Source organism: Arthrobacter sp. (assembly GCF_048266065.1).
Classification (GTDB): Bacteria; Actinomycetota; Actinomycetes; order Actinomycetales; family Micrococcaceae; genus Arthrobacter_H.
On record NZ_JBLXAH010000010.1, the window covers coordinates 50,174 to 71,254 of the forward strand.

The 21,081-nt window shown below is 69.7% G+C and carries 19 protein-coding genes; 3 read left to right on the top strand and 16 right to left on the bottom strand.

Annotated features, from left to right (window positions below; all coding sequences use genetic code 11):
• Positions 1 to 63: 63 nt before the first annotated feature.
• Positions 64 to 1,767, bottom strand: coding sequence for an FAD-dependent oxidoreductase (locus tag ACN0TP_RS15415; protein WP_417220364.1), 1,704 nt, complete (start codon positions 1,765 to 1,767; stop codon positions 64 to 66).
• Positions 1,768 to 1,892: 125 nt separating this feature from the next.
• On the opposite strand from ACN0TP_RS15415, the gene ACN0TP_RS15420 reads away from it, so the two are divergent.
• Both ACN0TP_RS15420 and ACN0TP_RS15425 read left to right on the top strand, forming a co-directional pair.
• Positions 1,893 to 2,912: a sugar-binding transcriptional regulator gene (locus tag ACN0TP_RS15420; protein ID WP_417220366.1), complete on the top strand. Its 1,020-nt coding sequence runs from the start codon at positions 1,893 to 1,895 to the stop codon at positions 2,910 to 2,912.
• 31 nt (positions 2,913 to 2,943) lie between these two features.
• Positions 2,944 to 3,834, top strand: coding sequence for an alpha/beta fold hydrolase (locus ACN0TP_RS15425; RefSeq protein WP_417220368.1), 891 nt, complete (start codon positions 2,944 to 2,946; stop codon positions 3,832 to 3,834).
• On the opposite strand, the gene ACN0TP_RS15430 is transcribed toward ACN0TP_RS15425, so the two are convergent.
• The 13 genes from ACN0TP_RS15430 to pyrR form a co-directional block, all read right to left on the bottom strand.
• Positions 3,831 to 5,867, bottom strand: coding sequence for a primosomal protein N' (locus tag ACN0TP_RS15430; protein ID WP_417220369.1), 2,037 nt, complete (start codon positions 5,865 to 5,867; stop codon positions 3,831 to 3,833). The genes ACN0TP_RS15425 and ACN0TP_RS15430 overlap by 4 nt on opposite strands.
• Positions 5,868 to 5,877: 10 nt before the next feature.
• Positions 5,878 to 7,083, bottom strand: coding sequence for a methionine adenosyltransferase (gene metK / locus ACN0TP_RS15435; RefSeq protein WP_417220371.1), 1,206 nt, complete (start codon positions 7,081 to 7,083; stop codon positions 5,878 to 5,880).
• A gap of 9 nt (positions 7,084 to 7,092) precedes the next feature.
• On the bottom strand, positions 7,093 to 8,346 hold the full coding sequence (coaBC, locus tag ACN0TP_RS15440) for a bifunctional phosphopantothenoylcysteine decarboxylase/phosphopantothenate--cysteine ligase CoaBC (RefSeq protein WP_417220373.1): 1,254 nt from the start codon (positions 8,344 to 8,346) through the stop codon (positions 7,093 to 7,095).
• Between the two features lie 10 nt (positions 8,347 to 8,356).
• Positions 8,357 to 8,623, bottom strand: coding sequence for a DNA-directed RNA polymerase subunit omega (gene rpoZ, locus ACN0TP_RS15445; protein WP_417220375.1), 267 nt, complete (start codon positions 8,621 to 8,623; stop codon positions 8,357 to 8,359).
• A gap of 48 nt (positions 8,624 to 8,671) precedes the next feature.
• A complete protein-coding gene (gene gmk, locus ACN0TP_RS15450; protein WP_417220377.1) occupies positions 8,672 to 9,250 on the bottom strand; it encodes a guanylate kinase in 579 nt (192 codons plus the stop codon).
• Positions 9,251 to 9,261: 11 nt separating this feature from the next.
• The gene (gene mihF / locus ACN0TP_RS15455) at positions 9,262 to 9,597 is read right to left on the bottom strand and encodes an integration host factor, actinobacterial type (RefSeq protein ID WP_417220379.1); all 336 of its coding nucleotides are present in this window, start codon (positions 9,595 to 9,597) and stop codon (positions 9,262 to 9,264) included.
• A gap of 120 nt (positions 9,598 to 9,717) precedes the next feature.
• Entirely contained in the window at positions 9,718 to 10,587 is an 870-nt protein-coding gene (pyrF, locus tag ACN0TP_RS15460; protein ID WP_417220381.1) for an orotidine-5'-phosphate decarboxylase, read from the bottom strand.
• Between the two features lie 3 nt (positions 10,588 to 10,590).
• On the bottom strand, positions 10,591 to 13,890 hold the full coding sequence (gene carB, locus ACN0TP_RS15465; protein WP_417220383.1) for a carbamoyl-phosphate synthase large subunit: 3,300 nt from the start codon (positions 13,888 to 13,890) through the stop codon (positions 10,591 to 10,593).
• Entirely contained in the window at positions 13,890 to 15,077 is a 1,188-nt protein-coding gene (gene carA, locus ACN0TP_RS15470; RefSeq protein WP_417220385.1) for a glutamine-hydrolyzing carbamoyl-phosphate synthase small subunit, read from the bottom strand. Before carA ends, carB begins: the two co-directional genes overlap by 1 nt.
• Positions 15,074 to 15,616: a hypothetical protein gene (locus ACN0TP_RS15475; RefSeq protein ID WP_417220387.1), complete on the bottom strand. Its 543-nt coding sequence runs from the start codon at positions 15,614 to 15,616 to the stop codon at positions 15,074 to 15,076. Before ACN0TP_RS15475 ends, carA begins: the two co-directional genes overlap by 4 nt.
• Positions 15,613 to 16,944: a dihydroorotase gene (locus ACN0TP_RS15480; RefSeq protein ID WP_417220389.1), complete on the bottom strand. Its 1,332-nt coding sequence runs from the start codon at positions 16,942 to 16,944 to the stop codon at positions 15,613 to 15,615. Before ACN0TP_RS15480 ends, ACN0TP_RS15475 begins: the two co-directional genes overlap by 4 nt.
• 14 nt (positions 16,945 to 16,958) lie before the next feature.
• Entirely contained in the window at positions 16,959 to 17,939 is a 981-nt protein-coding gene (locus ACN0TP_RS15485) for an aspartate carbamoyltransferase catalytic subunit (protein WP_417220391.1), read from the bottom strand.
• Complete coding sequence (pyrR, locus tag ACN0TP_RS15490) at positions 17,936 to 18,541, bottom strand: bifunctional pyr operon transcriptional regulator/uracil phosphoribosyltransferase PyrR (RefSeq protein WP_417220393.1); 606 nt, start codon at positions 18,539 to 18,541, stop codon at positions 17,936 to 17,938. Before pyrR ends, ACN0TP_RS15485 begins: the two co-directional genes overlap by 4 nt.
• Before the next feature lie 198 nt (positions 18,542 to 18,739).
• On the opposite strand from pyrR, the gene ACN0TP_RS15495 reads away from it, so the two are divergent.
• Entirely contained in the window at positions 18,740 to 19,966 is a 1,227-nt protein-coding gene (locus tag ACN0TP_RS15495) for a PrsW family intramembrane metalloprotease (protein ID WP_417220395.1), read from the top strand.
• Between the two features lie 77 nt (positions 19,967 to 20,043).
• On the opposite strand, the gene nusB is transcribed toward ACN0TP_RS15495, so the two are convergent.
• A complete protein-coding gene (gene nusB / locus ACN0TP_RS15500) occupies positions 20,044 to 20,454 on the bottom strand; it encodes a transcription antitermination factor NusB (RefSeq protein ID WP_417220397.1) in 411 nt (136 codons plus the stop codon).
• Positions 20,454 to 21,014, bottom strand: a complete 561-nt coding sequence (gene efp, locus ACN0TP_RS15505; RefSeq protein ID WP_417220398.1) for an elongation factor P — start codon at positions 21,012 to 21,014, stop codon at positions 20,454 to 20,456. The genes nusB and efp overlap by 1 nt, the downstream gene beginning before the upstream one ends.
• Positions 21,015 to 21,081: the final 67 nt, after the last annotated feature.

A 21,081-nucleotide genomic window follows, 5' to 3' on the forward strand; every position in this document is an offset into this window, starting at 1 on the left:
GGCGCCGGGGGGAAATCGTGGGGGCCGGTCAGTGCGCGGTGGCACGGACCGGCCGGTGGGCGGTTAGGTTGCCGCCGGGGCGAACTGGACCCCGTGCTCTTCGACCAGGACGCGGATGGCGTCGGCCCGTTCGGCTGCCATGCGTTCGGCATCCCAGCCCAGGACGGGGGCCAGCACGCCGGCGCATTCGTCGATGAGCCCGGTGGTGACCAGCCCGCGGAACGCCAGCGAGGTGCGGCGGATGAACACGTCCACCAGTCGCCCGACCTGCTCTTCGCGTGCCATGTGAACGAGTTCGTGGACGCTGAGTTCCGGGCAGTGACGCAACGGGGCATCGTCGGGACCACAGGCGTCGAGCACCTCGTCGGTGCGGGTTCCGTACCGTTCGAGCAGGACTGCCACGCGGTCGCGCGGTGCCCGGGCGGTGCGCGCCGAGATCCACCGTTCCCGCTCGACGGCATTGCGCGGGTAGTCTCGTCCCCCACCGATCGGCAACGCCCGGGTATCGGGTCCGGCCGGGCGGCCCAGCACGTCCAGGACCTCGGCGCCGAGGTGCTCGGCGAGGGCGCGGAAGGTGGTCCATTTGCCGCCGACGAGGCTGAGCACCGTGGTGCCGCGCGCACCGGAGCGGCGTTCGATGCGGTAGTCGCGGGAGACGAAGCCGGGCTGGGTGTCGTCGTGGCGGGGCAGCGGGCGTACTCCGGAGAAACGGTAGACGATCTGCTCCCGGGAGACGGCGACGTCGGGGAAGACGTGGTTGACCAGTTCGAAGAAGTAGTCGACCTCCTCGGGGGTGCAGCGTGCGGGCTGGCTGATGTCGGCCTCGAGGTCGGTGGTGCCGACCAGGACGCGGTCCCCCATGGGGTAGATCAGCACGATGCGCCCGTCGCTGTGCTCGAAGAAGATCTCCCGTCCGCCGCAGGCGGCGAGCAGTTCGGGGCTGTCCAACACGATGTGCGATCCCTTCGTCCCGCCCATGAACCGGCTTCCCCCGCCGAGGGCATGGTTGGTCAGGTCGACCCAGGCTCCGGTGGCGTTGACGATGACCGGGGCGGTGAAGTCGAATTCGTCCCCGGTGAGCTCATCGCGCAGCCGGGCAACGCCGTCGTGCTCGGAGACGAGGGAGAGGTAGTTGGAGGCGCGGGAGTCGGGGTTGGCGGCCAGGCCGTCGTGCAGCACGTCCAGGGTCAGGCGTTCGGGGTTGTGCACGGAGGCATCGAAGTAGGTGGCCGCGTATTTCACGTCGGGGCGCAGCGCGGGCAGGTCGGCCAGGGCGCCGCGCCGGCGGTGGAAGCGGTGGCGCTCGGTGAGACGGCCGGAGCCGGCGAATGCGTCGTACATCATCAGGCCCGCCTTGATGAGCAGTGCACCGCGTTCCTGGGGTTTTGCGTTGCGGTGGGTCAGGAAGCGGGCCGGAGCGCTGAGGATCCCGGAGAAGGTGGAGAAGATGGGGATGGTGGTGCGTAGCGGCTTGACGTAGTGCGGGGCGATGGCCAACAGGGTGTTGCGTTCCCGGACCGATTCGCGGACCAGGCGGAATTCGCCGTTCTCCAGGTAGCGGATGCCGCCGTGGATCATGTGCGAGGAGGCCCCGGAGGCCCCCTGGCAGTAGTCGCCGCGTTCGACCAGGGCGACGTCGATGCCCTGCAGGGCGAGATAGCGGAAGGTCGCGACGCCGTTGATGCCGCCGCCGACGATGAGGACCTGGGCGCGGGGGCGGTTTCGGAGATCCGAGACCGCCGGACGGGCTGCTGGGGTGGTGGACACGCTCTACGTTCCTTTGCTGCGAGATGGTGCTGGCAATCCGGTATCGGGCCGCCGCCCAGTAGTCTGGTAACGGCGGAACGTTACAGTCAATCGAAATGCACATATGTGCAGAAGGCGGGGAATCCATGGGTCGTGACGGCCATCTCACCGAGGCGGGCGTGCGGTTCGGTGAACCGATCGTGCAGGGTGCACGCCACACCGCGGACCGCAGGGAACGTGATGCCCTGCGCGCCGCCCAGCTCTACTACGTCCAGGATCTGACCATGGAGGCGATCGCCCGTGACTTGGGGGTATCGCGTTCGACGGTCTCGCGGTTGCTCTCCCTGGCCAAGCGCACCGGGTTGGTGAAGATCGAGTTGAACCCGCCCCGGGGCCGGGCGACGTCGCTGGTGCGCGACCTCGAGGCACGTTTCGGGGTCAGGGCCCAGGTGGTGCCCACCGATGGCTCCCTCAGCGAGTCCGAGGTGCTCGAGCGGGTGGCCGCCCATGCGGCCCACGTGGTCCAGCCGCTGATCTCCTCCGGCATGACCGTCGGGCTGGCCTGGGGCTCGACGCTCAGTGCCCTCAGCAAGCACCTGGTGCACAAGCCGACCCATGACACGGTCTTCGTCCAGCTCAACGGGGCGGCCAATCCGCAGACCACCGGAATCTCCTACGCCAGCGACATCCTCTTCCGGTTCGGCACGGCCTTTACCGCACGGGTGGAGCAGTTCCCGGTGCCGGCGTTCTTCGACCGCGCCGAGACCCGCGCGATGATGTGGAGGGAACGCTCGGTCATCCGGGTGCTGCACACCCATCGGGACATCCGCCTGGCGGTCTTCGGCCTGGGGTCCATCGACTCGGCGGTCCCCAGCCAGATCTACCGTGGCGGCTACGTCAGCACCCAGGAAGCCCGGGCGCTGCGCGAGCAGGGTGTGGTCGGGGACGTGGCCACCGTCTTCTACCGCAGCGACGGAAGCGACGAGGGCATTGCGATGAACGAACGGGCGACCGGGCCGCGGCTCGATGAGCTGCGGCGGATCCCGCAACGACTGGCCGTCGTGGCCGGGCGGGGCAAGCTCCCCGCACTGCGTGGTGCCCTGGAGGGACGGCTGATGACCGATCTGGTCGTCGACGAGGGCACCGCCTGGCGGCTGCTGCGCTGAACCGGGGGGACGGACCCGATAGGCTCGCTGCATGAGTGCAGCCCCCGCCCCCCGCACGCCGTTGAGAACCCACCACAGCCATCGCGGATCGGATCTGGTGGTGCGGACCTTTCCGGCCCAGGGTCCATCCCGGGGAATCATCCTGGCGATCCATGGATTCCGCGGAGACCACCATGGGCTTGATCTGCTGGTGCGCCATCTTCCCGGATACACCCTGGTGGTGCCGGATCTGCCGGGCTTTGGCGATTCAACAGCCTTCACCACCTCACCTCATGACGCCGCCGCCTACGCCACGGTCATCGACACGCTGCGTTCGGACCTGGGCCTGCCCGCCTCAACGATCCTGTTGGGGCACTCCTTCGGTTCCATCGTGGCCTCCCGGGCGGCCGCGGAGCATCCCGGGGCCTTCGCGCGGCTGGTGCTGGTGAACCCGATTTGCGAACCGGCGTTGGAGGGCGGGCAGGCGCTCTTTTCGCGGCTGGCCGCCGGTTACTACGCGGCCGGGCGGATGCTTCCGGAACGCTGGGGCCTGGCGGTGCTGCGCAGCCGTCTGGTGGTCGATGCCATGTCCGCGCTGATGGGCACCTCGTCCGACCCGGCGACCCGGGCGTACGTGGTGGACCAGCACCGGCGCTACTTCAGCCGGTTCGCCACTCGAGAGAGTCTGCAGGAGGCCTTCGCCTCCTCGATCCGCGACACGGTCCGGGACTTCGCCGCCCAGATCCGGATGCCCACGCTGCTCATTGTCGGCGAGCTCGACGATCTGGGGTCGGTTCCCGGACAGTACTCCCTGGCGGCACAATTCCCCCACGCCCGCCTGGAGGTCATCGCCGGAGTGGGACACCTGATCCACTATGAGCGTCCGGCCACCGCAGCCCGCCTCATTCTGGACTTCTTGTCCACTAGTGGACAAAACTCCTAGAGGAGTCCGGGGGCATCCACCCGGACGTTGACCACCGGATCCCGGCTCGCCGAGGAGCGGGCCTTGACCCGCCGCAGCTCACCGGTCACCGCCGCACCGTGGCCGTACGGGAAGAACAACAGCCAGCGGTGCACACCCTCCTCCTCGATCACGGGACCGGTCAGCCGGACCGTGTCGTCCAGTTCCAGGGCACCAGCGAATGCATCGGCGGCCGCAGCAGGGCCCGACAGCGCAGCGATGCGCACCGCCGGTGGCAGGCCGAGGTCGCGGCGCAATCCCAGCTCGCGTTCGGCGAATCCCGCAGCGTCGAAGCGGACCAGCGCCTTGACCGGGTCCGAATCCCCCGCCGCGACGACCACCACCCCGCCCTCGCGGGACGGCCTGGCCAGTGAGGCGGCGGCCATCCAGCGGTGCAGGACCTCCTCTCCCGTGCGCAACTCGTCGCGGGCCAGCATCCGGTCCCCGTCCAGCAGCAACACGGCGGCATAACCGCCCTCCGCCACCGGCTCCGCCCCCGGAGTGGCCACCACGAGCGATGGGGAGGAGGGCACGCTGCGCCGAGGGTGGTCGCCGGTGGCGCTGATGACCGGGACCTGGGGGAAGGCCCGGCCGAGTTCCTCGGCGGTGCGGTCAGCCCCGATGGCCGCGGCGCGCAGCCGGTGCCCACCGCACATCTGGCAGGTCCACCCGGGTGCCTGCCGGCCACACCACCGGCATCCAGGGGTGCCACCGGCGGCCTCGAGCGCCAAGGGGCCCGAACACTCGGTGCACCGGGCCGGTTCCCGGCAGCGTTCACAGCGCACGGCCGGCAAAAAACCAGTGCGCGCCACCTGGACCAGGACCGGGCCCTGCTCCAGGGCCCGGGATGCGGCGGCCCAGGCGATGCGTGGCAGTCGTGCTGCGTGCAGGAGGGGGTCGCGTTCCTGTTCGAAGGAGTCGGAACTGGCCGTCACGCGGGGGGCCTGGGCCCTGAGCAGCTGACGGGGGGCCGTGAGCTCGGGGGCCCAGCCGGTGAGCACCAGGCGCTGGGCCTCGGCGCTACGGGAGGTGGAGGCCACCAGCAGCGCGCAATGGGTGAGTTGGGCCCTGAGCAGCAGCACCTCACGGGAATGCTGGTAGGGGGCGCGGGGCTCGGCGTGGCTGGAGTCGTGGTCCTCCCACAGGACCAGCAGGCCGAGGTCCCGGACCGGGGCATAGGCGGCCGAGCGGGTGCCGACGGCCACCCGGGCCCGTCCGCGGGAGACCTTCAGGAACGCCCGGTAGCGCGGTGTGGCCCCGTCCTCGGCACTGAGCCGGGCCACCTGTTCCTCCCCCAACGCGTCGGTCAATGCCGACGCGGCACGTTCCAGGTCGCGGGCGTCGGGCACGACCACCAGGGCACCGCGCCCGGAGTCCAGGCACGCCCTGACGGCCTCGACGATGAGGCCCGGCCAGCCACCTGGCTGGTTCGGGATCACCGTGAGCACGGCCCGGGGTGAGGAACCGGTGGCGAGCTGGCGCAGGAAGTCCCCGCCGCCGTCGTAGGCGGGCAGGCACGACGGCGGTTCGGCGTCGGTCCCGGCGGCAGGTGCGGTCCCGCAGGGAGTTGGTGGCTCCGCCTCGGTTTCCACCCGGGCCATGCGCGGCGGGATGGCCGAGCGGATGACATCCGGGACGGTGCCCGCATAGCGGGCGGCGACGGCCTGGCAGAGGGCCAGCACGCCGGGGCCCAGCACGACCTCGGGCGAGACGACCTTGCCCAGCGGCTGCAGTTTGACGCCGGGGTCGGTTTCGGCCAGGCGCTCGACGAGGTACCCGCCCAGTTCCTGCCCGCCGAAACGGGCCCGGATCCGCACGCCCGGCACCGCTGCCTCATCGAGTTCCACGGGCACCAGGTAGTCGTAGAGCCGGTCCAGGTGCGGTACCTGGGTCTCGAGCAGGACGCGGGCCACCGGCAGGGTTGCGGCGGCGGTGATCCCGCCGGGCAGCGGCCCGCGGAGGTCGAAACCCTGCAGCAGCGTGGGCTGCCCGGGTTCGTCCGCTGACCGGTTCACCGGACCCCCCTTAGAGGTTGAAGTAGCTGCGCAATGCGTCCACGCGATTGGTCTGCTCCCAGGTGAACCCGGGTTCCTCGCGGCCGAAGTGGCCGTGGGCCGCCGTGCGCTGGTAGATCGGGCGCTTGAGGTCCAGGTCCTCGATGATGCCCAGCGGGCGCAGGTCGAAGACCTCATCGATGGCGGTGGCAATCCGTGCCGGGTCCACCGTCTCGGTGCCGAACGTCTCCACGTAGAGCCCCACGGGGCGGGCGACGCCGATCGCGTAGGCCACCTGGATCTCGGCGCGTCGGGCCAACCCGGCAGCGACGACGTTCTTCGCGATCCAGCGCATGGCGTAGGCCGCCGAGCGGTCGACCTTGGAGGGATCCTTGCCGGAGAACGCTCCGCCGCCGTGGCGGGCGAATCCGCCATAGGTGTCCACGATGATCTTGCGTCCGGTCAGCCCGGCGTCGCCGACCGGGCCGCCGATGATGAACGGGCCGGAGGGGTTCAGGATGATCCGGGTGTTCGAGGTGTCCAGTTCGGTGCCGGCGAGCACGGGCTGGACGACCAGGTCGTCCAGGTCGTGGCGCAACTGGTCCAGGTCCAGTTCGCGGGCGTGCTGGGCGGAGACGACGATCGTCTCCACGGAAACGGGGGTGTTGCCGTCGTAGCCGATGGTGACCTGGGTCTTGCCGTCGGGGCGCAGCAACGGCTGCGAGCCATCCTTGCGCACCTGCGTGAGCTTTTCGGACAGGCGCTGGGCCAGCCAGATCGGGGTGGGCATCAGCACGGGGGTCTCGTCCGAGGCATAGCCGAACATGATCCCCTGGTCCCCGGCACCCTGGGCGTCACGCGGATCGGCGCCGGAGCCTTCGCGCATCTCCCAGGAGTTGAAGACGCCGTCGGCGATCTCCTGGGACTGCTGGCCGATGGACACCGACACGCCGCAGCGGGCGCCGTCGAAACCATTGGCGGAGGAGTCGTAGCCGATGTCCAGGATGGTCTGGCGGACCAGCTGCGGGATCTCGACGTATCCGGCAGTGGTGACTTCCCCTGCCACGTGGACCAGTCCGGTGGTGGTCAGGGTTTCCACGGCCACCCGCGAGTTCGGGTCCTGGGTGAGCATGGCGTCGAGGATGGCATCACTGATCTGGTCGCAGATCTTGTCGGGATGGCCCTCCGTCACCGATTCGGAGCTGAACAGACGCAGGGCGGGATTCTGGGAAGTCACCCGTCCACTCTACCGGTTCAGCGCGGCGGCCAGCGCCGTGACAACGGCCTCGGCGACCTCGTCCTTGGTCCCGGCAACTTCGGTTTCCGGGGAGCCGTCGGCCGCGAGGATGGTCACCGTGTTCTCCTCGGTACCGAACCCGAGGGTGGCGCCCACTTCGTTGACGACCAGCAGGTCGCATCCCTTGCGGGCGAGCTTGGCCCGGGCATGGTCCATGACCGATCCCTCGTCGTCCCCGGTTTCGGCGGCGAATCCGGCGATCACCGCCGGCCCCTTCCCGGGGTCGGCGCGCCGCCGATCCACCAACCCGGCGAGGATGTCGGGGTTGCGGAGCAGCGTGAGGGTGGGGGCGCCGTCGTCGCCCTTTTTCTTGATCTTGGAGCCGGCATAGTCCGCCGGGCGGAAGTCGGCGACGGCCGCCGCCATGACGACGGCGTCGGCCCCCTCACAGGCCTGGTCCACCGCATCGCGCAGTTGCAGGGCGGTGGAGGCGGTGAGCAGTTCGACGCCGTCCGGAACCCCCGTTTCCAGATGGGCTGCGACCAGTCTCACCTGGGCCCCTGCGGCGAGGGCGGCGCGGGCGATGGCCGTGCCCTGCTTGCCCGAGGAGCGGTTGCCCAGGAACCGCACGGGGTCCAGCGGTTCGCGGGTGCCGCCGGCCGAGACCACCACTGTCCGTCCGGCCAACGGGCCCGGGGCCACGGCGTGGGAGGCCGAGGGCGCCCGCTGCGCCAGCAGGCGTTCGGCGGCGGCGAACAAGTCGGCGGCCTCCGGCAAGCGCCCCGGCCCGGAGTCCTTGCCCGTCAGCCGCCCGATCGCCGGGTCGATGACGGTGACGCCGCGGGAACGCAGGGTCGCGATGTTGGCAGTGGTGGCCGGGTTCTCCCACATCTCGGTGTGCATGGCCGGGGCCACCATGACCGGTGCGCGGCTGGCCAGCACTGTGTTGGTGAGCAGGTCGTTGGCCATGCCCGCCGCCAGACGGGCCAACAGGTCAGCGGTCGCCGGGGCGATGAGGACCAGGTCCGCTTCCTGGCCGAGCCGGACGTGGTTGACGTCCTCCACTGCCTCGAACACGCTGGTGTGCACCGGGCGGCCCGAGAGGGCCTCCCAGGTGGCCCGGCCGACGAACTGCAGGGACGCCTCGGTGGGCACCACGTCAACGTGGCGTCCCGACTCCTTAAACAAGCGCAGCAGCGCCGCGACCTTGTAGGCGGCGATCCCGCCGCCCACTCCAAGGACGATGCGCTGCTGGGCCGTCACGGCGCTGGTGCTACTCGGCGGTCTCGGGGACTGACGGGTTGACCTGCAGGAGCCCCTCGTTGATCTCGCGCAGGGCGATGGACAGCGGCTTCTCGTTCAGCTGGGTGTCGACCAGCGGGCCGACATACTCGAACAGGCCCTCGTGCAGCTGCGAGTAGTAGGCGTTGATCTGGCGTGCACGCTTGGCCGAGTTGATGACCAGGGCGTACTTCGAATCGGTGGTGGTCAGCAGCTCGTCGATCGGCGGGTTGATGATGCCTTCAAGGTTCGTGGACACGAATCCTCCAAATTCTGTGTGGTGTTTCTCGGTGCCGGCGGGTCCTGCCTACCGCTGGTGCGGTGTCAGCCCCATCTGGGATACCAGCTCGTCGGCTGCACGCCGGATGTCGTCATTCACGATCGTGACGTCGAATTCCTTTTCGGCAGCAAGTTCCAGTTTAGCGGTATCGAGTCGTCTTTGCTGTTCCTCGGCCGTTTCGGTGCCGCGGCCGATGAGCCGACGCACCAGTTCATCCCAGCTGGGAGGCGCCAGGAAGACGAATTTCGCCTCCGGCATCGACTCCTTGACCTGGCGTGCGCCCTGCAGGTCGATCTCCAGCAGCACGCTGCGCCCGGCATCCACCGCCTCCTGCACCTTGCTGCGAATGGTGCCGTAGCTGTTCCGCCCATGGACCACCGCCCATTCGAGCATGTCACCGCCGGCGACCAGTTCCTGGAACGCGTCGGGACCGACGAAGAAGTAGTGGACGCCGTCCTGCTCCCCCGGCCGCGGTTCCCGCGTGGTCGCCGAAACGGACAACCAGACCTCCGGGTAGTGGTCGCGGATGTAGGTCGAGATGGTGCCCTTGCCCACGGCGGTGGGGCCCGCGAGAACGGTGACTGTCGGGTGGCTGGAAGCCGGCATGGTGTCCTTTGTTACTTTTTTGCGTGCGGCGGCGTGTCGGCGAAGTGTGCCAGCAGGGCGCCCTGCTGTTTGCGACCCAGGCCACGCAGCCTGCGGTTCGCCGAGATGCCGATGCGTTCCATCAGCGCCGCGGCCCTGACCGTCCCGACACCGGGTACCGACTCGAGCAGATCCGCAACGCGCAGGCGCCCCACGGCCTCCTCGGTCCGGGCCAGTTCGAGCAGGTCGGCGATCCCGAGCTTCCCGCTGCCGAAGTCGCTCTTGACTTCGGCCCTGCGGGTCCGCGAGACCAGGGCCTTGGCCCGCGCCTTGGCGCGGTCCTCCTCCGATAATGACTTCAAAACCATAGCGTAATCCCCTGCCGGCTAGGAATCGGTCGTGACTAGGCACCACACGCCATCTTCGACGACGTGATCCGAACCTAGCGAACCCGGGCACCGGGCGCAATGGCCCGGCACCCGCCGGCTTCAGGAACGCAGGTCCTCCTGGACCCGTGCCGTGGCGTCCCGCAGGGCAGCCACCGTGGGCCCGTGGCGCAGGATGTCCCGGCTGGAGGTGGGGACCAGCTGGTTCCACACCGACCCGAAGACGGCCCGCAGGTCGGCCCCCGTGGCACCCTGGGCGCCCAGCCCCGGGGCGAGGATCGGGGCATGGCTGGCGGCCAGGTCGATGCCCAGCTCACCCAGCGCCGGCCCCACGGTGGCGCCGATGACCAGGCCCGTTGACCCGAAGGGGGTTGCCCCGGCGTTCTCGGCTGCGGTGGCCTCCACGATGGAACGGGCCACCGAGGCCGCTCCCCCGACGTGCTGGACGGAGGCGCCTTCCGGATTGGACGTGAGCCCGAGGACGAAGACCCCGCGCCCCGTCCGTGCCGCCAGATCCAGTGCCGGGCGCAGCGAACCGAAGCCCAGGTAGGGGCTCAGGGTCACCGCGTCGGCGGCCAACGGTGAACCGTCGGCCAGCCAGGCGTCGGCATAGGCGGCCATGGTGGAGCCGATGTCGCCGCGCTTGGCGTCCGCCAACGAGAGCAGCGACGCGTCGGCGCAGGCGGCCAGCGTGCGCTCCAGTGCGGCGATCCCCGCCGAACCGTGGCGTTCGAACAGCGCCACCTGCGGTTTGACCAGCGCGACGTTCCCCGCCATGGCCTCCACCATGGTCAGCGCGAAGCGCTCCACGCCCGCAGCGGTGTCCGGCAGCGACCAGTCGGCGAGCAGTCCGGGATGCGGGTCGATGCCCACGCACAGCGGTCCCCGCTCCCCCATCGCCCGCGCCAGGCGGGTGCCGAACGGGTCCCGGGTGCCGCCGTCGTGCCCCGCCTGTGCGGCTGCCGATGCCACGGCTCAGGCCCCCGCGCGGGAGGCGTTGAGGCGTTCGGCGTGATCCTGCAGGCTGGTGACCGACCATTTGTATTCGCGCATGGCCTGGATCGCCTGGATGGCCGCACCGAATTCGGCGACCGTGGTGATCACCGGGGTGCCCACTGAGGTGGCAGCGGCCCGGATCTCGTAGCCGTCCCCGCGCGCGTCGCCGCCGGAGGGGGTGTTCAGGATCATGTCGATCCTGCCCTCGGTGATCAGGTCGGTGATCGTCGGGTCGCCCTCTTCGGCGCCCTCGCGGACCTTGCGGACCACCGTGGCGGTGATGCCGTTGCGGCGCAGGACCTCGGCCGTGCCGCCGGTGGAGACGATCTCGAAGCCGAGGTCGGCCAGGTGCTTGACCGGCAGCACGATGGAGCGCTTGTCCCGGTTGGCGACCGAGACGAAGACCCGTCCGCCGGTGGGCAGCGGCGAGTTCGACGCGGCCTGGCTCTTGGCGAAGGCGGTGTCGAAGTACTTGTCGATGCCCATCACCTCGCCGGTGGAGCGCATTTCCGGGCCGAGCAGCGAGTCGACGACCTTGCCCTCCGGGGTGCGGAAGCGGGCGAAGGGCAGTACCGCCTCCTTCACGGAGACGGGGCAGTCCGCCGGCAGCTGGGAGCCGTCGCCGGTGGCGGGCAGCAGGTGGTGCACCTCGCGCAGTTCGGCGATGGACACCCCGGTGCCGATCAGTGCGGCCCCCTTGGCCAGCTGGACGCCGGTGGCCTTGGAGACGAACGGGACGGTCCGCGAGGCGCGCGGGTTGGCCTCGATGACGTAGAGGACGTCGGAGGCCAGGGCGAACTGGATGTTGATCAGTCCGCGCACCCCCACGCCCTTCGCGATGGCCAGCGTGGCCTCGGCGACCCGGGCCTGCACGTCGGTGCCCAGGGTGATCGGGGGCAGCACGCAGGCGGAGTCGCCCGAGTGGATGCCGGCCTCCTCGATGTGCTCCATGATGCCGCCGATGTAGATGTCGGTGCCGTCGTAGAGGGCGTCGACGTCGATCTCGATGGCGTCCTCCAGGAACCGGTCCACCAGCACCGGGTGGTCCTCGGTGATCTCGGTGGCGTGGGCGATGTAGCGCTCCAGGTTCGCCTCGTCGTAGACGATCTCCATGCCGCGCCCACCGAGCACGTAGGAGGGGCGGACCAGCACGGGGTAGCCGATCTCGTCGGCGATCTTCTTGGCGTCCTCGAAGGAGACGGCGGTGCCGTTCTTCGGGGAGATCAGCCCGCCTTCCTCCAGCACCCGGGAGAAGGCGCCACGGTGTTCGGCCAGGTCGATCGCCTCCGGGGAGGTGCCCAGGATCGGCACGCCGGCGTCGGCGAGCTCCTGCGCGAGCTTCAGCGGGGTCTGCCCGCCGAGCTGGACGTAGACGCCGAGCACTCCCCCGGTCTCCTGTTCGGCGTGGATGACCTCCAGCACGTCCTCGAGCGTGAGCGGCTCGAAGTACAGGCGGGTGGAGACGTCGTAGTCGGTGGAGACGGTTTCCGGGTTGCAGTTGACCATGACCGTCTCGTAGCCGGCCTCGCGCAACGCCATGGTGGCGTGGACGCAGGAGTAGTCGAACTCGATGCCCTGCCCGATCCGGTTGGGGCCGGACCCCAGGATGATGACCGAGGGCTTGGCGTGGGCTCCGACCTCGGTCTCCTCGTCGTAGGAGGAGTAGTGGTACGGGGTGTAGGCGGCGAACTCGGCGGCGCAGGTGTCGACCGTCTTGTAGACCGGGCGGACCCCGAGCGCGTGGCGTACCCCGCGCACGACGGCCTCGGGGGTGTGGGTCAGCTCGCCGATCTGCTCGTCGGAGAAGCCGTGGCGCTTGGCCAGGCGCAGCACGTCCTCGCCCAGGGACCCTGCCTCGCGGATCTGCTCGGCGATCTCGTTGATGAGCACCAGCTGGTCCAGGTACCAGGGGTCGATCCCCGTGGCCTCGTACGCCTCCTCGATGGTGGCCCCGCCCAGCAGCGCCTGCTGCACCATGGCCAACCGGCCGGTGGAGCCGACACGGCTGCGCGCCAGCAGCGACGGGACGTCCACCGGGTCGGGGGCGGTGAACGTGAGCTGGGCACCGCGCTGCTCAAGTGAGCGCAGCGCCTTCTGCAGCGCCTCGGTGAAGTTGCGGCCGATCGCCATGGCCTCGCCGACCGACTTCATGGTGGTGGTCAGGGTCGGATCGGCCGCCGGGAACTTCTCGAAGGCAAACCGCGGGACCTTCACCACGACGTAGTCCAGCGTGGGCTCGAAGCTGGCCGGGGTCTTGCGGGTGATGTCGTTGGGGATCTCGTCCAGCGTGTAGCCCAGCGAGAGCTTGGTGGCGATCTTGGCGATGGCGAAGCCGGTGGCCTTGGACGCCAGTGCCGAGGAGCGCGAGACGCGCGGGTTCATCTCGATGACGACCACGCGTCCGGTGTCAGGTTCGATCGCGAACTGGATGTTGCAGCCGCCGGTGTCCACCCCGACCTCGCGGATGACGGCGATGGAGATGTCGCGCAGCTTCTGGTACTCGCGGTCGGTCAGCGTCATGGCCGGGGCGACGGTGATGGAGTCGCCGGTGTGCACGCCGACCGGGTCGAAGTTCTCGATGGAGCACACGACGACGACGTTGTCGTTCTTGTCGCGCATCATCTCCAGCTCGTATTCCTTCCACCCCAGGATGGACTCCTCCAACAGCACCTCGGAGGTCGGCGAGTACTGGATGCCGGCACCGGCGATGCGGCGCAGGTCCTCGGCGTTGTAGGCCATGCCCGAGCCCAGCCCGCCCATGGTGAAGGAAGGGCGCACGACGACGGGGTAGTTCAACTGCTCGACGGCGGCGAACGCCTCGTCCATGGAATGCACGATGATCGACTTCGCCGACTCGGCACCACAGCGTTCGACGACGCCCTTGAACTTCTCGCGGTCCTCACCGAGCTCGATGGCCTCGATGTTGGCGCCGATGAGCTCGACGTTGTAGCGCTGCAGCGCACCGGACTTGTCCAGGGCGATGGCGGTGTTCAGCGCGGTCTGTCCGCCGAGGGTGGGCAGGATGGCGTCCGGGCGCTCCTGGGCGATGATCTTCTCGACCACCTCGGGGGTGATCGGTTCGATGTAGGTCGCGTCGGCGAACTCCGGATCGGTCATGATGGTGGCCGGGTTCGAGTTGACCAGGATGACCCGCAGGCCCTCCTCGCGCAACACGCGCAGGGCCTGGGTGCCGGAGTAGTCGAACTCGGCGGCCTGGCCGATGACGATCGGGCCCGACCCGATGACCAGGACTGACTTGAGGTCTTCGCGCTTGGGCATTAGTTCCCTTTCTGGGAGGTCGTGGTGGTGGCGCCGTGGGCGGCCATCAGGTCGATGAAGCGGTCAAAGAGGTAGGCCGAATCGTGGGGTCCGGCGGCGGCCTCGGGGTGGTATTGCACCGAGAAGGCCGGCAGGTCCAGGCAGCGCAGCCCCTCCACGACGTGGTCGTTGAGCGAGATGTGGGAGACCTCCACGCGGCCGTAGCGGGACTCGGGGGCCTCGTGGGCGCCGTCACGGGGTGCGTCCACGGCGAAGCCGTGGTTCTGGCTGGTGATCTCCACCTTGCCGGTGCCCAGGTCCATGACCGGCTGGTTGATGCCGCGGTGGCCGTAGGGCAGCTTGTAGGTGCCGAAGCCCAGCGCGCGGCCGAGGATCTGGTTGCCGAAGCAGATGCCGAAGAACGGGATCCTGGCGTCCAGCACCTGGCGCAGCGTGGCCACCTGCTCGTCGGCGGTGGCGGGGTCCCCGGGCCCGTTGGAGAGGAAGACGCCGTCCGCGCCGGTCGCGGTGATCTGCTCGAAGGTCGAGCTGGCGGGCAGGACGTGGACGCGGACGCCGCGTTCGGCGAAGCGCACCGGGGTCATGCCCTTCAGCCCCAGGTCGATGGCTGCAATGCTGAAGCGCGGTTCCCCGGTCCAGCCGTGGTCGGCCGGCTCGACGGTGTAGGCGGCGTCGACGCTGACCTCTTCGGCCAGCCGGGCGCCGGCCATCGGCGCCTGGCCGCAGACCTGCGCCAGCAGGTCGGCGTCGCTGGCGCGGGCGGCATCGCCGGAGAAGATCCCGGCCTTCATGGCACCGCGTTCGCGCAGGTGGCGGGTGATGGCGCGGGTGTCCACGCCCTGGATGCCCACGACCCCCTGGCGGGCCAGTTCATCGTCCAGGGTGCCCTCGGAACGCCAGTTCGAGGGTCGGCGGGCGGCATCGCGGACGATGTAGCCGGCGACCCAGATGCGACGCGATTCGTTGTCGGCCTCGTTCACCCCGGTGTTGCCGATATGCGGTGCTGTCTGCACCACCAGCTGGCGGGCGTAGGAGGGGTCGGTGATCGTCTCCTGGTATCCGGTCATGCCGGTCGCGAACACGGCTTCGCCCAGTGCGGTGCCGCCGGCGCCGTAGGCGCGGCCGCGGAACATGCGTCCGTCCTCCAGGACCAGGACTGCGGGTTCGGTGGTCGTCATCGGGCTCATTCGTTGTCCTTCTTCGCTGCTGTGTGGTCGTGGGCCGGGCCGGTGGTGCCGGCGGGGATCAATGCTTCGGTGGCGGCCACCAGGGTGGCCATGTCCTCGGCTCGTCGGGGTCGGAACCCGGTGTCGAGGTGGTGTTCGCCCAGACGCCAGCCCAGCACCAGCAGGCCTCCGGCCTCGACGAACTTTCCTGCCATGCCGGCCTCCCGTCGCACGGATTCCAGGTCGGCGGCCGGGATGAAGACGTCGGGGGAACCGGTGCGGGTGAACAACACGCCCTGCGGATGGACGGTGAGGGTGGCGTTTGATTTCATGCCCAGTCCGTGGACGCTGATCCGGTCCAGCCAGTCCCCCGCCGTCGTGGTGGAGACGTACTGGCCGGTGGCCTCGGCCACCGGTGCCGACAGGTCGCCGGGGATCGCCGGCGGGGGCGCGACGTCGGACTGGCGTCCCTGGCGGTGCCGCCAGCCGACGCGCATCATCGCGATGGCCACCGCAGCCACGACGATGATCCCGATGATGTAGGGGACGTATTCGTTCACGAGGCGGCTCCGGTGTAGGGGCGGGGGGTGTTCAGGGCGCCGTCCAGGACCGTGGGGTGGCCGTGGAAGAAGGTGGCGCGCACGCTGCCGGGCAATTCCATGCCGGCGAAGGGCGAGTTGCGTCCCTTGGTGGCCATCTCCTCAGGTTTGACCGTCCAGCGGGCCGCCGGGTCCACCAGGATGAGGTTGGCCGGTTCCCCGGCCGCCAGCGGGCGTCCCTGGTCGGGAAGCCTGCCGATGACGGCGGGGGTCGTGGAGGTGATCCGGGCGACGTCGTTCCAGCCGATCAGTCCCGTCTCGACCATGGTGTGCTGGACGACGGAGAGCGCGGTTTCCAGCCCGGTCATCCCCATGGCGGCCTGGGCCCATTCGCAGTCCTTGGCCTCCGACGGGTGCGGCGCGTGGTCGGTGCCGATGACGTCGATGGTGCCGTCGGCGAGTCCGGCCCGCAAGGCCATGACGTCTGCCTCGCGGCGCAGCGGCGGGTTGACCTTGTAGACCGGGTTGTAGCTGCGCACCAGCTCGTCGGTGAGCAGCAGGTGGTGCGGGGTGACCTCGGCGGTGACGTTGATGCCCAGGGACTTGGCCCAGCGGATGATCTCCACCGACCCGGCGGTGGAGACGTGGCAGACGTGCAGCCGGGACCCGACGTGTTGGGCCAGCAGCACGTCGCGGGCGATGATCGATTCCTCGGCGACGGCGGGCCAGCCGGCCAGCCCCAGGACCGCGGAGACCTCGCCCTCGTTCATCTGGGCGCCCTCGGTCAGCCGGGGTTCCTGGGCGTGCTGGGCGATGACCCCGTCGAAGGCCTTCACGTATTCCAGCGCGCGGCGCATCAGCACTGGGTCCCAGACGCACATCCCGTCGTCGGAGAAGACCCGGACCTGGGCCCTGGAGTCGGCCATGGCCCCGAGTTCGGACAGTTGGGTTCCGGCCAGGCCCACGGTGACCGCGCCGACGGGGCGCACGTCGACCCAGCCGCTGCGCTGTCCCAGGTTGTGGACCTGTTCCACCACGCCGGCGGTGTCGGCGACCGGGGTGGAGTTGGCCATGGCGTGCACCGCGGTGAAGCCGCCGCGGGCCGCAGCCCGCGTTCCGGTCTCGACGGTTTCGGCATCCTCGCGGCCGGGTTCACGCAGGTGGGTGTGCAGGTCGACCAGGCCGGGCAGGGCGATGAGCCCGGCGGCGTCGATGGCCTCGGCGGTCCCGGCGTCGGCGTGGGTGGAGGCCCCGGGGCCGGTGGCGAGAATCATCCCGTCGCCGATCAGCAGGTCGGTGGCGGGCCCGCCGGCGAGGGCGGCACCGCGGATCAGGTAGGTGGTGCTCATGTGGTTCTCGATTCTCAGAGGGCGCCGGGACGCTGGGGGTCCGCGGAAAGCAGGAGGTACAGGACGGCCATGCGCACGGCGACGCCGTTGGAGACCTGCTCCAGGACGGTCGAGCGTGGCGAATCGGCGGCGGCGGAGGAGATCTCCAATCCCCGGTTCATCGGTCCGGGGTGCAGGATGACCGTCTCGCGTCCGGGTTGGCTGTCCAGGGCGGCCAGGCGGGCGTCGTCGAAGCCCCAGCGGCGCGAGTATTCGCGGGCGCTGGGGAAGAAGGAGGCGTGCTGGCGCTCGCCCTGGACGCGGAGCATCATGACGGCGTCGATGCCCCCGGCCAGGGTGGCGTCCAGGTCGTAGCTGATCGTGCACGGCCAGGAGCTGGCACCGATGGGCAGCAGGGTCGGCGGGGCCACCATGGTCACCTCGGCGCCCAGGGTGCGCAGCAGCCACAGGTTGGAGCGGGCGACCCGGGAGTGCAGGATGTCCCCCACGATGGCCACGCGCATGCCCGACAGGTCGGATCCGGTGGTGTCGACGCCGCGCACGCCGGCCCAGTGGTTGCGCAGCGTGAACGCGTCCAGCAGGGCCTGGGTGGGGTGTTCGTGGGTGCCGTCGCCGGCGTTGACCACCGGCGCGTCGATCCAGCCGGCGGCGGCCAGGCGGGCGGGTGCCCCGGAGGAGCCGTGCCGGATGACCACCCCGTCGGCGCCGATCGCCTTCAGGGTCTGGGCGGTGTCCTTCAGCGATTCGCCCTTGGACACCGAGGAGCCCTTGGCCGAGAAGTTGATGACGTCGGCGGAGAGCCGCTTGGCGGCTGCCTCGAAGGAGATCCGGGTCCGGGTGGAGTCCTCGAAGAACAGGTTCACCACGGTGCGACCGCGCAGGGCGGGGAGCTTCTTGACCTCGCGGGTGCCCACGGCGGCCATGTCCTCGGCGATGTCCAGGATGCGGATCGCGTCGTCGCGGGCCAGGTCCGCGGTGGAGAGCAGGTGCCTCATGGCTGCCCCACGATCACGACGTCGTTGACCGGCACGCCGTCTTCGCTGTCGATTTCGCCGAGCCTGACCCTGACCTTCTCGGAGGCGGCGGTGGGCAGGTTCTTGCCCACATGGTCGGCGCGGATGGGCAGTTCGCGGTGGCCACGGTCCACCAGCACCGCCAGGCGCACGATCCGGGGCCGGCCCAGATCGGACAGGGCGTCCAGGGCGGCGCGGATGGTGCGCCCCGAGTAGAGCACGTCGTCGACCAGGACCACGACCTTGCCGTCGATCCCGCCGGCCGGCAGGCGGGTGGGCGAGGGGGTGCGGGTGGTGGAATGGCGCAGGTCGTCCCGGTACATGGTGATGTCGAGTTGACCGGTGATGGCCGCCGGGTCGGTGCCGGGTTCGGTCCGGGAGATGCGCTCGGCGAGCCGCTGCGCCAGGGGGAAGCCGCGGGAGGGGATCCCCAGCAGGACCAGGTCCCGGGTGCCCTTGTTGGCTTCGATGATTTCGTGCGCGATGCGGGTGAGCACGCGCGAGATGTCGGCTTCTGAAAGTACCGTACGAACGCTGGTGGGACCGGTGGGCCCGGATCCCTGGGTGGCGCCGAATGTTTCCATGATGCCGCCTCCTTCCCCGCCTCACAGGACGGAATTTAAAGGGTGACTGCCCGCTCCAAATTAGCACAGGACGACGCCGGTCCCCGAGTCACGCTGGCCACCGGGGACATTGCGACTTCACTGTGACGCGGTGGCGGTGATCGGCGCCACGCCCGCCCGTGGATGCCGCCGTTGCCGGGCCGGACTACGCTGAGGTCCATGAGCGCATACCCACCCGCGGATCCGCAGGGCAACGGCGCGGATCCCACCGCTCCGCTCACCCCTGCCTGGCCCCGCGATGAACCGGCCGTTGACCTGTCACTGGCCGCGCGTCTGGCCAAGGCGAGGGCACCGCGGCGCTACAGCCCCGGGCTGGTCATCGTGTCGGTGCTCAGTGTCCTGCTGCTGCTCGGGGTGGCCATCTGGCTGGGCACCGTGTTGGGCACCGGGACCTTGTTCGTCGTGGGGTTGCTGGCCCTGGTCCCGTTGGGCCTGTGCCTGGTGGCGCTGCGTTGGGTGGACCGGTGGGATCCGGAGCCGCGCCTGGCGCTGTGGTGTGCCTTTGCCTGGGGTGCCGGTGCCTCCATCGCGGGGAGCCTGATCTTCGGTGAGGCCTTCGGCAAGGCGTTTGCCGCACTGGCTGCGGCGACCGGTCCCGACCTGTTCAGCGCCGTCGTGCAGGCCCCGGTCGTCGAGGAGACGATGAAGGGCATCGGCGTGCTGCTGATCTTCGCGGTGGCCCGCTCGCACTTCGACGGGCCGGTGGACGGCATCGTGTATGGCGGGACCATCGCAGCGGGGTTCGCGTTCACCGAGAACATCCTGTATTTTTCCGATGCCTACGCCGACGCCGGGTCCACGATGATCCAGGTCTTCGTGTTGCGTGGCCTCTTCTCGCCGTTTGCGCATGTGATGTTCACCGCGTGGACGGGGTTCGCCCTGGGGCTGGCGGCCCAGCGCGGTGCCCGTCGGCTGTGGCCGGTCTACTTCCTGCTGGGTCTGCTGCCGGCCATGGTCGGGCACTTCTTGTGGAACGGCGGGATGGGCCTGATCTTCCAGGACTTCTGGACGTTCTACCTGTTGCTGCAGGTCCCGCTGTTCATCAGCGCTGTCGTGGCCGTGCTGCTGTTGCGGCGGGCCGAACGCCGGCTCATCAACCGCCGGCTGGCCGATTATGCGCAGGCCGGGTGGTTCAGTCCCGAAGAAGTCACCATGTTCTCCACCCGCACCGGGCGCAGGCAGGCCGCCGGTTGGGCGGCCGCCACCGGGCAGCGGGTGCCGATGCGCGGTTTCACCCGCACTGCGATGCGGTTGGCTGCCACCCGCAACCGGATCGTTGCCGGCACCCGGCGCGAGGCAGCGCTGCGGGACGAGGCGCGGTTGTTGGCGCTGATCCTGCGTTACCGCACCGAGCTGACCGGCACCCCCCAGGCTCCGGGCCTCTGACAGCCGGTGCCCGGGTACACGAACGGGGTGCCGTCCCGTGGGGACGGCACCCCGTGTCGTACGTGGTGTCTTGCCGGTCAGGCCAGCAGTGTCGGCTTGAGCTGTTGGATGCGTCCGAGGAGCCCGTTGATGAACTCCGGTGAGTCATCGGTGGACAGGACCGTGGCGGAGGCCACTGCCTCGGCCACGGCCACGGCATCAGGAATGTCGTCGTTGTAGAGCAGTTCCCAGGTGCCCAGGCGCAGGATGGTCCGGTCCACTGACGGCATCCGGTCCAGGGTCCAGCCCTTGGCGTAGGTGCCCAGGATCTCGTCGATCCGCTCCCCATGGGCCATGACCCCCTCGATCAGCGTCAGCGTGTAGTCGTTGACGGTGATGTCGGTGGTTTCGCGGCGCAGGCGCATCGCCTCCAGGGGCGAGACGTCGCGCTGCTCGGCCTCGAAGAGGACGTCCAGCGCCCGTCGACGGGCCTTGGTGCGGGCACTCACTAGTTGACACGCCCCAGGTAGTCGCCGGTGCGGGTGTCGACCTTGACCTTGACGCCCTGTTCGAGGAACAGCGGGACCTGGATCTCGTAGCCGGTCTCCACGGTGGCCGGCTTGGTGCCGGCGGATGAGCGGTCGCCCTGCAGGCCGGGCTCGGTGTAGGTGATCTCCAGGGTCACCGACGGGGGCAGTTCGACGTAGAGGACCGCGCCTTCGTGCATGGCGATGGTGACCATGTCGGATTCGAGCAGGAAGTTGGCGGCGTCGCCGACGACCTTGCCCTCGACCGTGAGCTGGTCGAAGTCGGAGGTGTTCATGAACACGTAGTCCGCGCCGTCCTGGTACAGGTACTGGTAGTCGCGGCGGTCCACGGTGGCGGTCTCGATCTTGAGGCCGGCGTTGAAGGTCTTGTCCACCGTCTTGCCGGAGAGCACGTTGCGCATCTTGGTGCGCACGAAGGCGCCGCCCTTGCCGGGCTTGACGTGCTGGAACTCGGTGATGGTCCACAGCTGGCCGTCGATCTTCAGGACCGTGCCGTTCTTGATGTCGTTGGTCGTAGCCATGGGTACTCTCTCTGTTCAGTCCCGGTCCGGACCCGACACCGGGATGTCCAGCGGTGCGGCGGTCCAG

Coding starts and splice junctions, on each gene's coding strand:
- ACN0TP_RS15420 (WP_417220366.1), top strand. CDS start 1,893: ATGGGTCGTGACGGCCATCTCACCGAGGCGGGCGTGCGGTTCGGTGAA.
- ACN0TP_RS15425 (WP_417220368.1), top strand. CDS start 2,944: ATGAGTGCAGCCCCCGCCCCCCGCACGCCGTTGAGAACCCACCACAGC.
- gmk (WP_417220377.1), bottom strand. CDS start 9,250: ATGCCGGCTTCCAGCCACCCGACAGTCACCGTTCTCGCGGGCCCCACC.
- mihF (WP_417220379.1), bottom strand. CDS start 9,597: ATGGTTTTGAAGTCATTATCGGAGGAGGACCGCGCCAAGGCGCGGGCC.
- carB (WP_417220383.1), bottom strand. CDS start 13,890: ATGCCCAAGCGCGAAGACCTCAAGTCAGTCCTGGTCATCGGGTCGGGC.
- carA (WP_417220385.1), bottom strand. CDS start 15,077: ATGAGCCCGATGACGACCACCGAACCCGCAGTCCTGGTCCTGGAGGAC.
- ACN0TP_RS15480 (WP_417220389.1), bottom strand. CDS start 16,944: ATGAGCACCACCTACCTGATCCGCGGTGCCGCCCTCGCCGGCGGGCCC.
- ACN0TP_RS15485 (WP_417220391.1), bottom strand. CDS start 17,939: ATGAGGCACCTGCTCTCCACCGCGGACCTGGCCCGCGACGACGCGATC.
- pyrR (WP_417220393.1), bottom strand. CDS start 18,541: ATGGAAACATTCGGCGCCACCCAGGGATCCGGGCCCACCGGTCCCACC.
- ACN0TP_RS15495 (WP_417220395.1), top strand. CDS start 18,740: ATGAGCGCATACCCACCCGCGGATCCGCAGGGCAACGGCGCGGATCCC.
- efp (WP_417220398.1), bottom strand. CDS start 21,014: ATGGCTACGACCAACGACATCAAGAACGGCACGGTCCTGAAGATCGAC.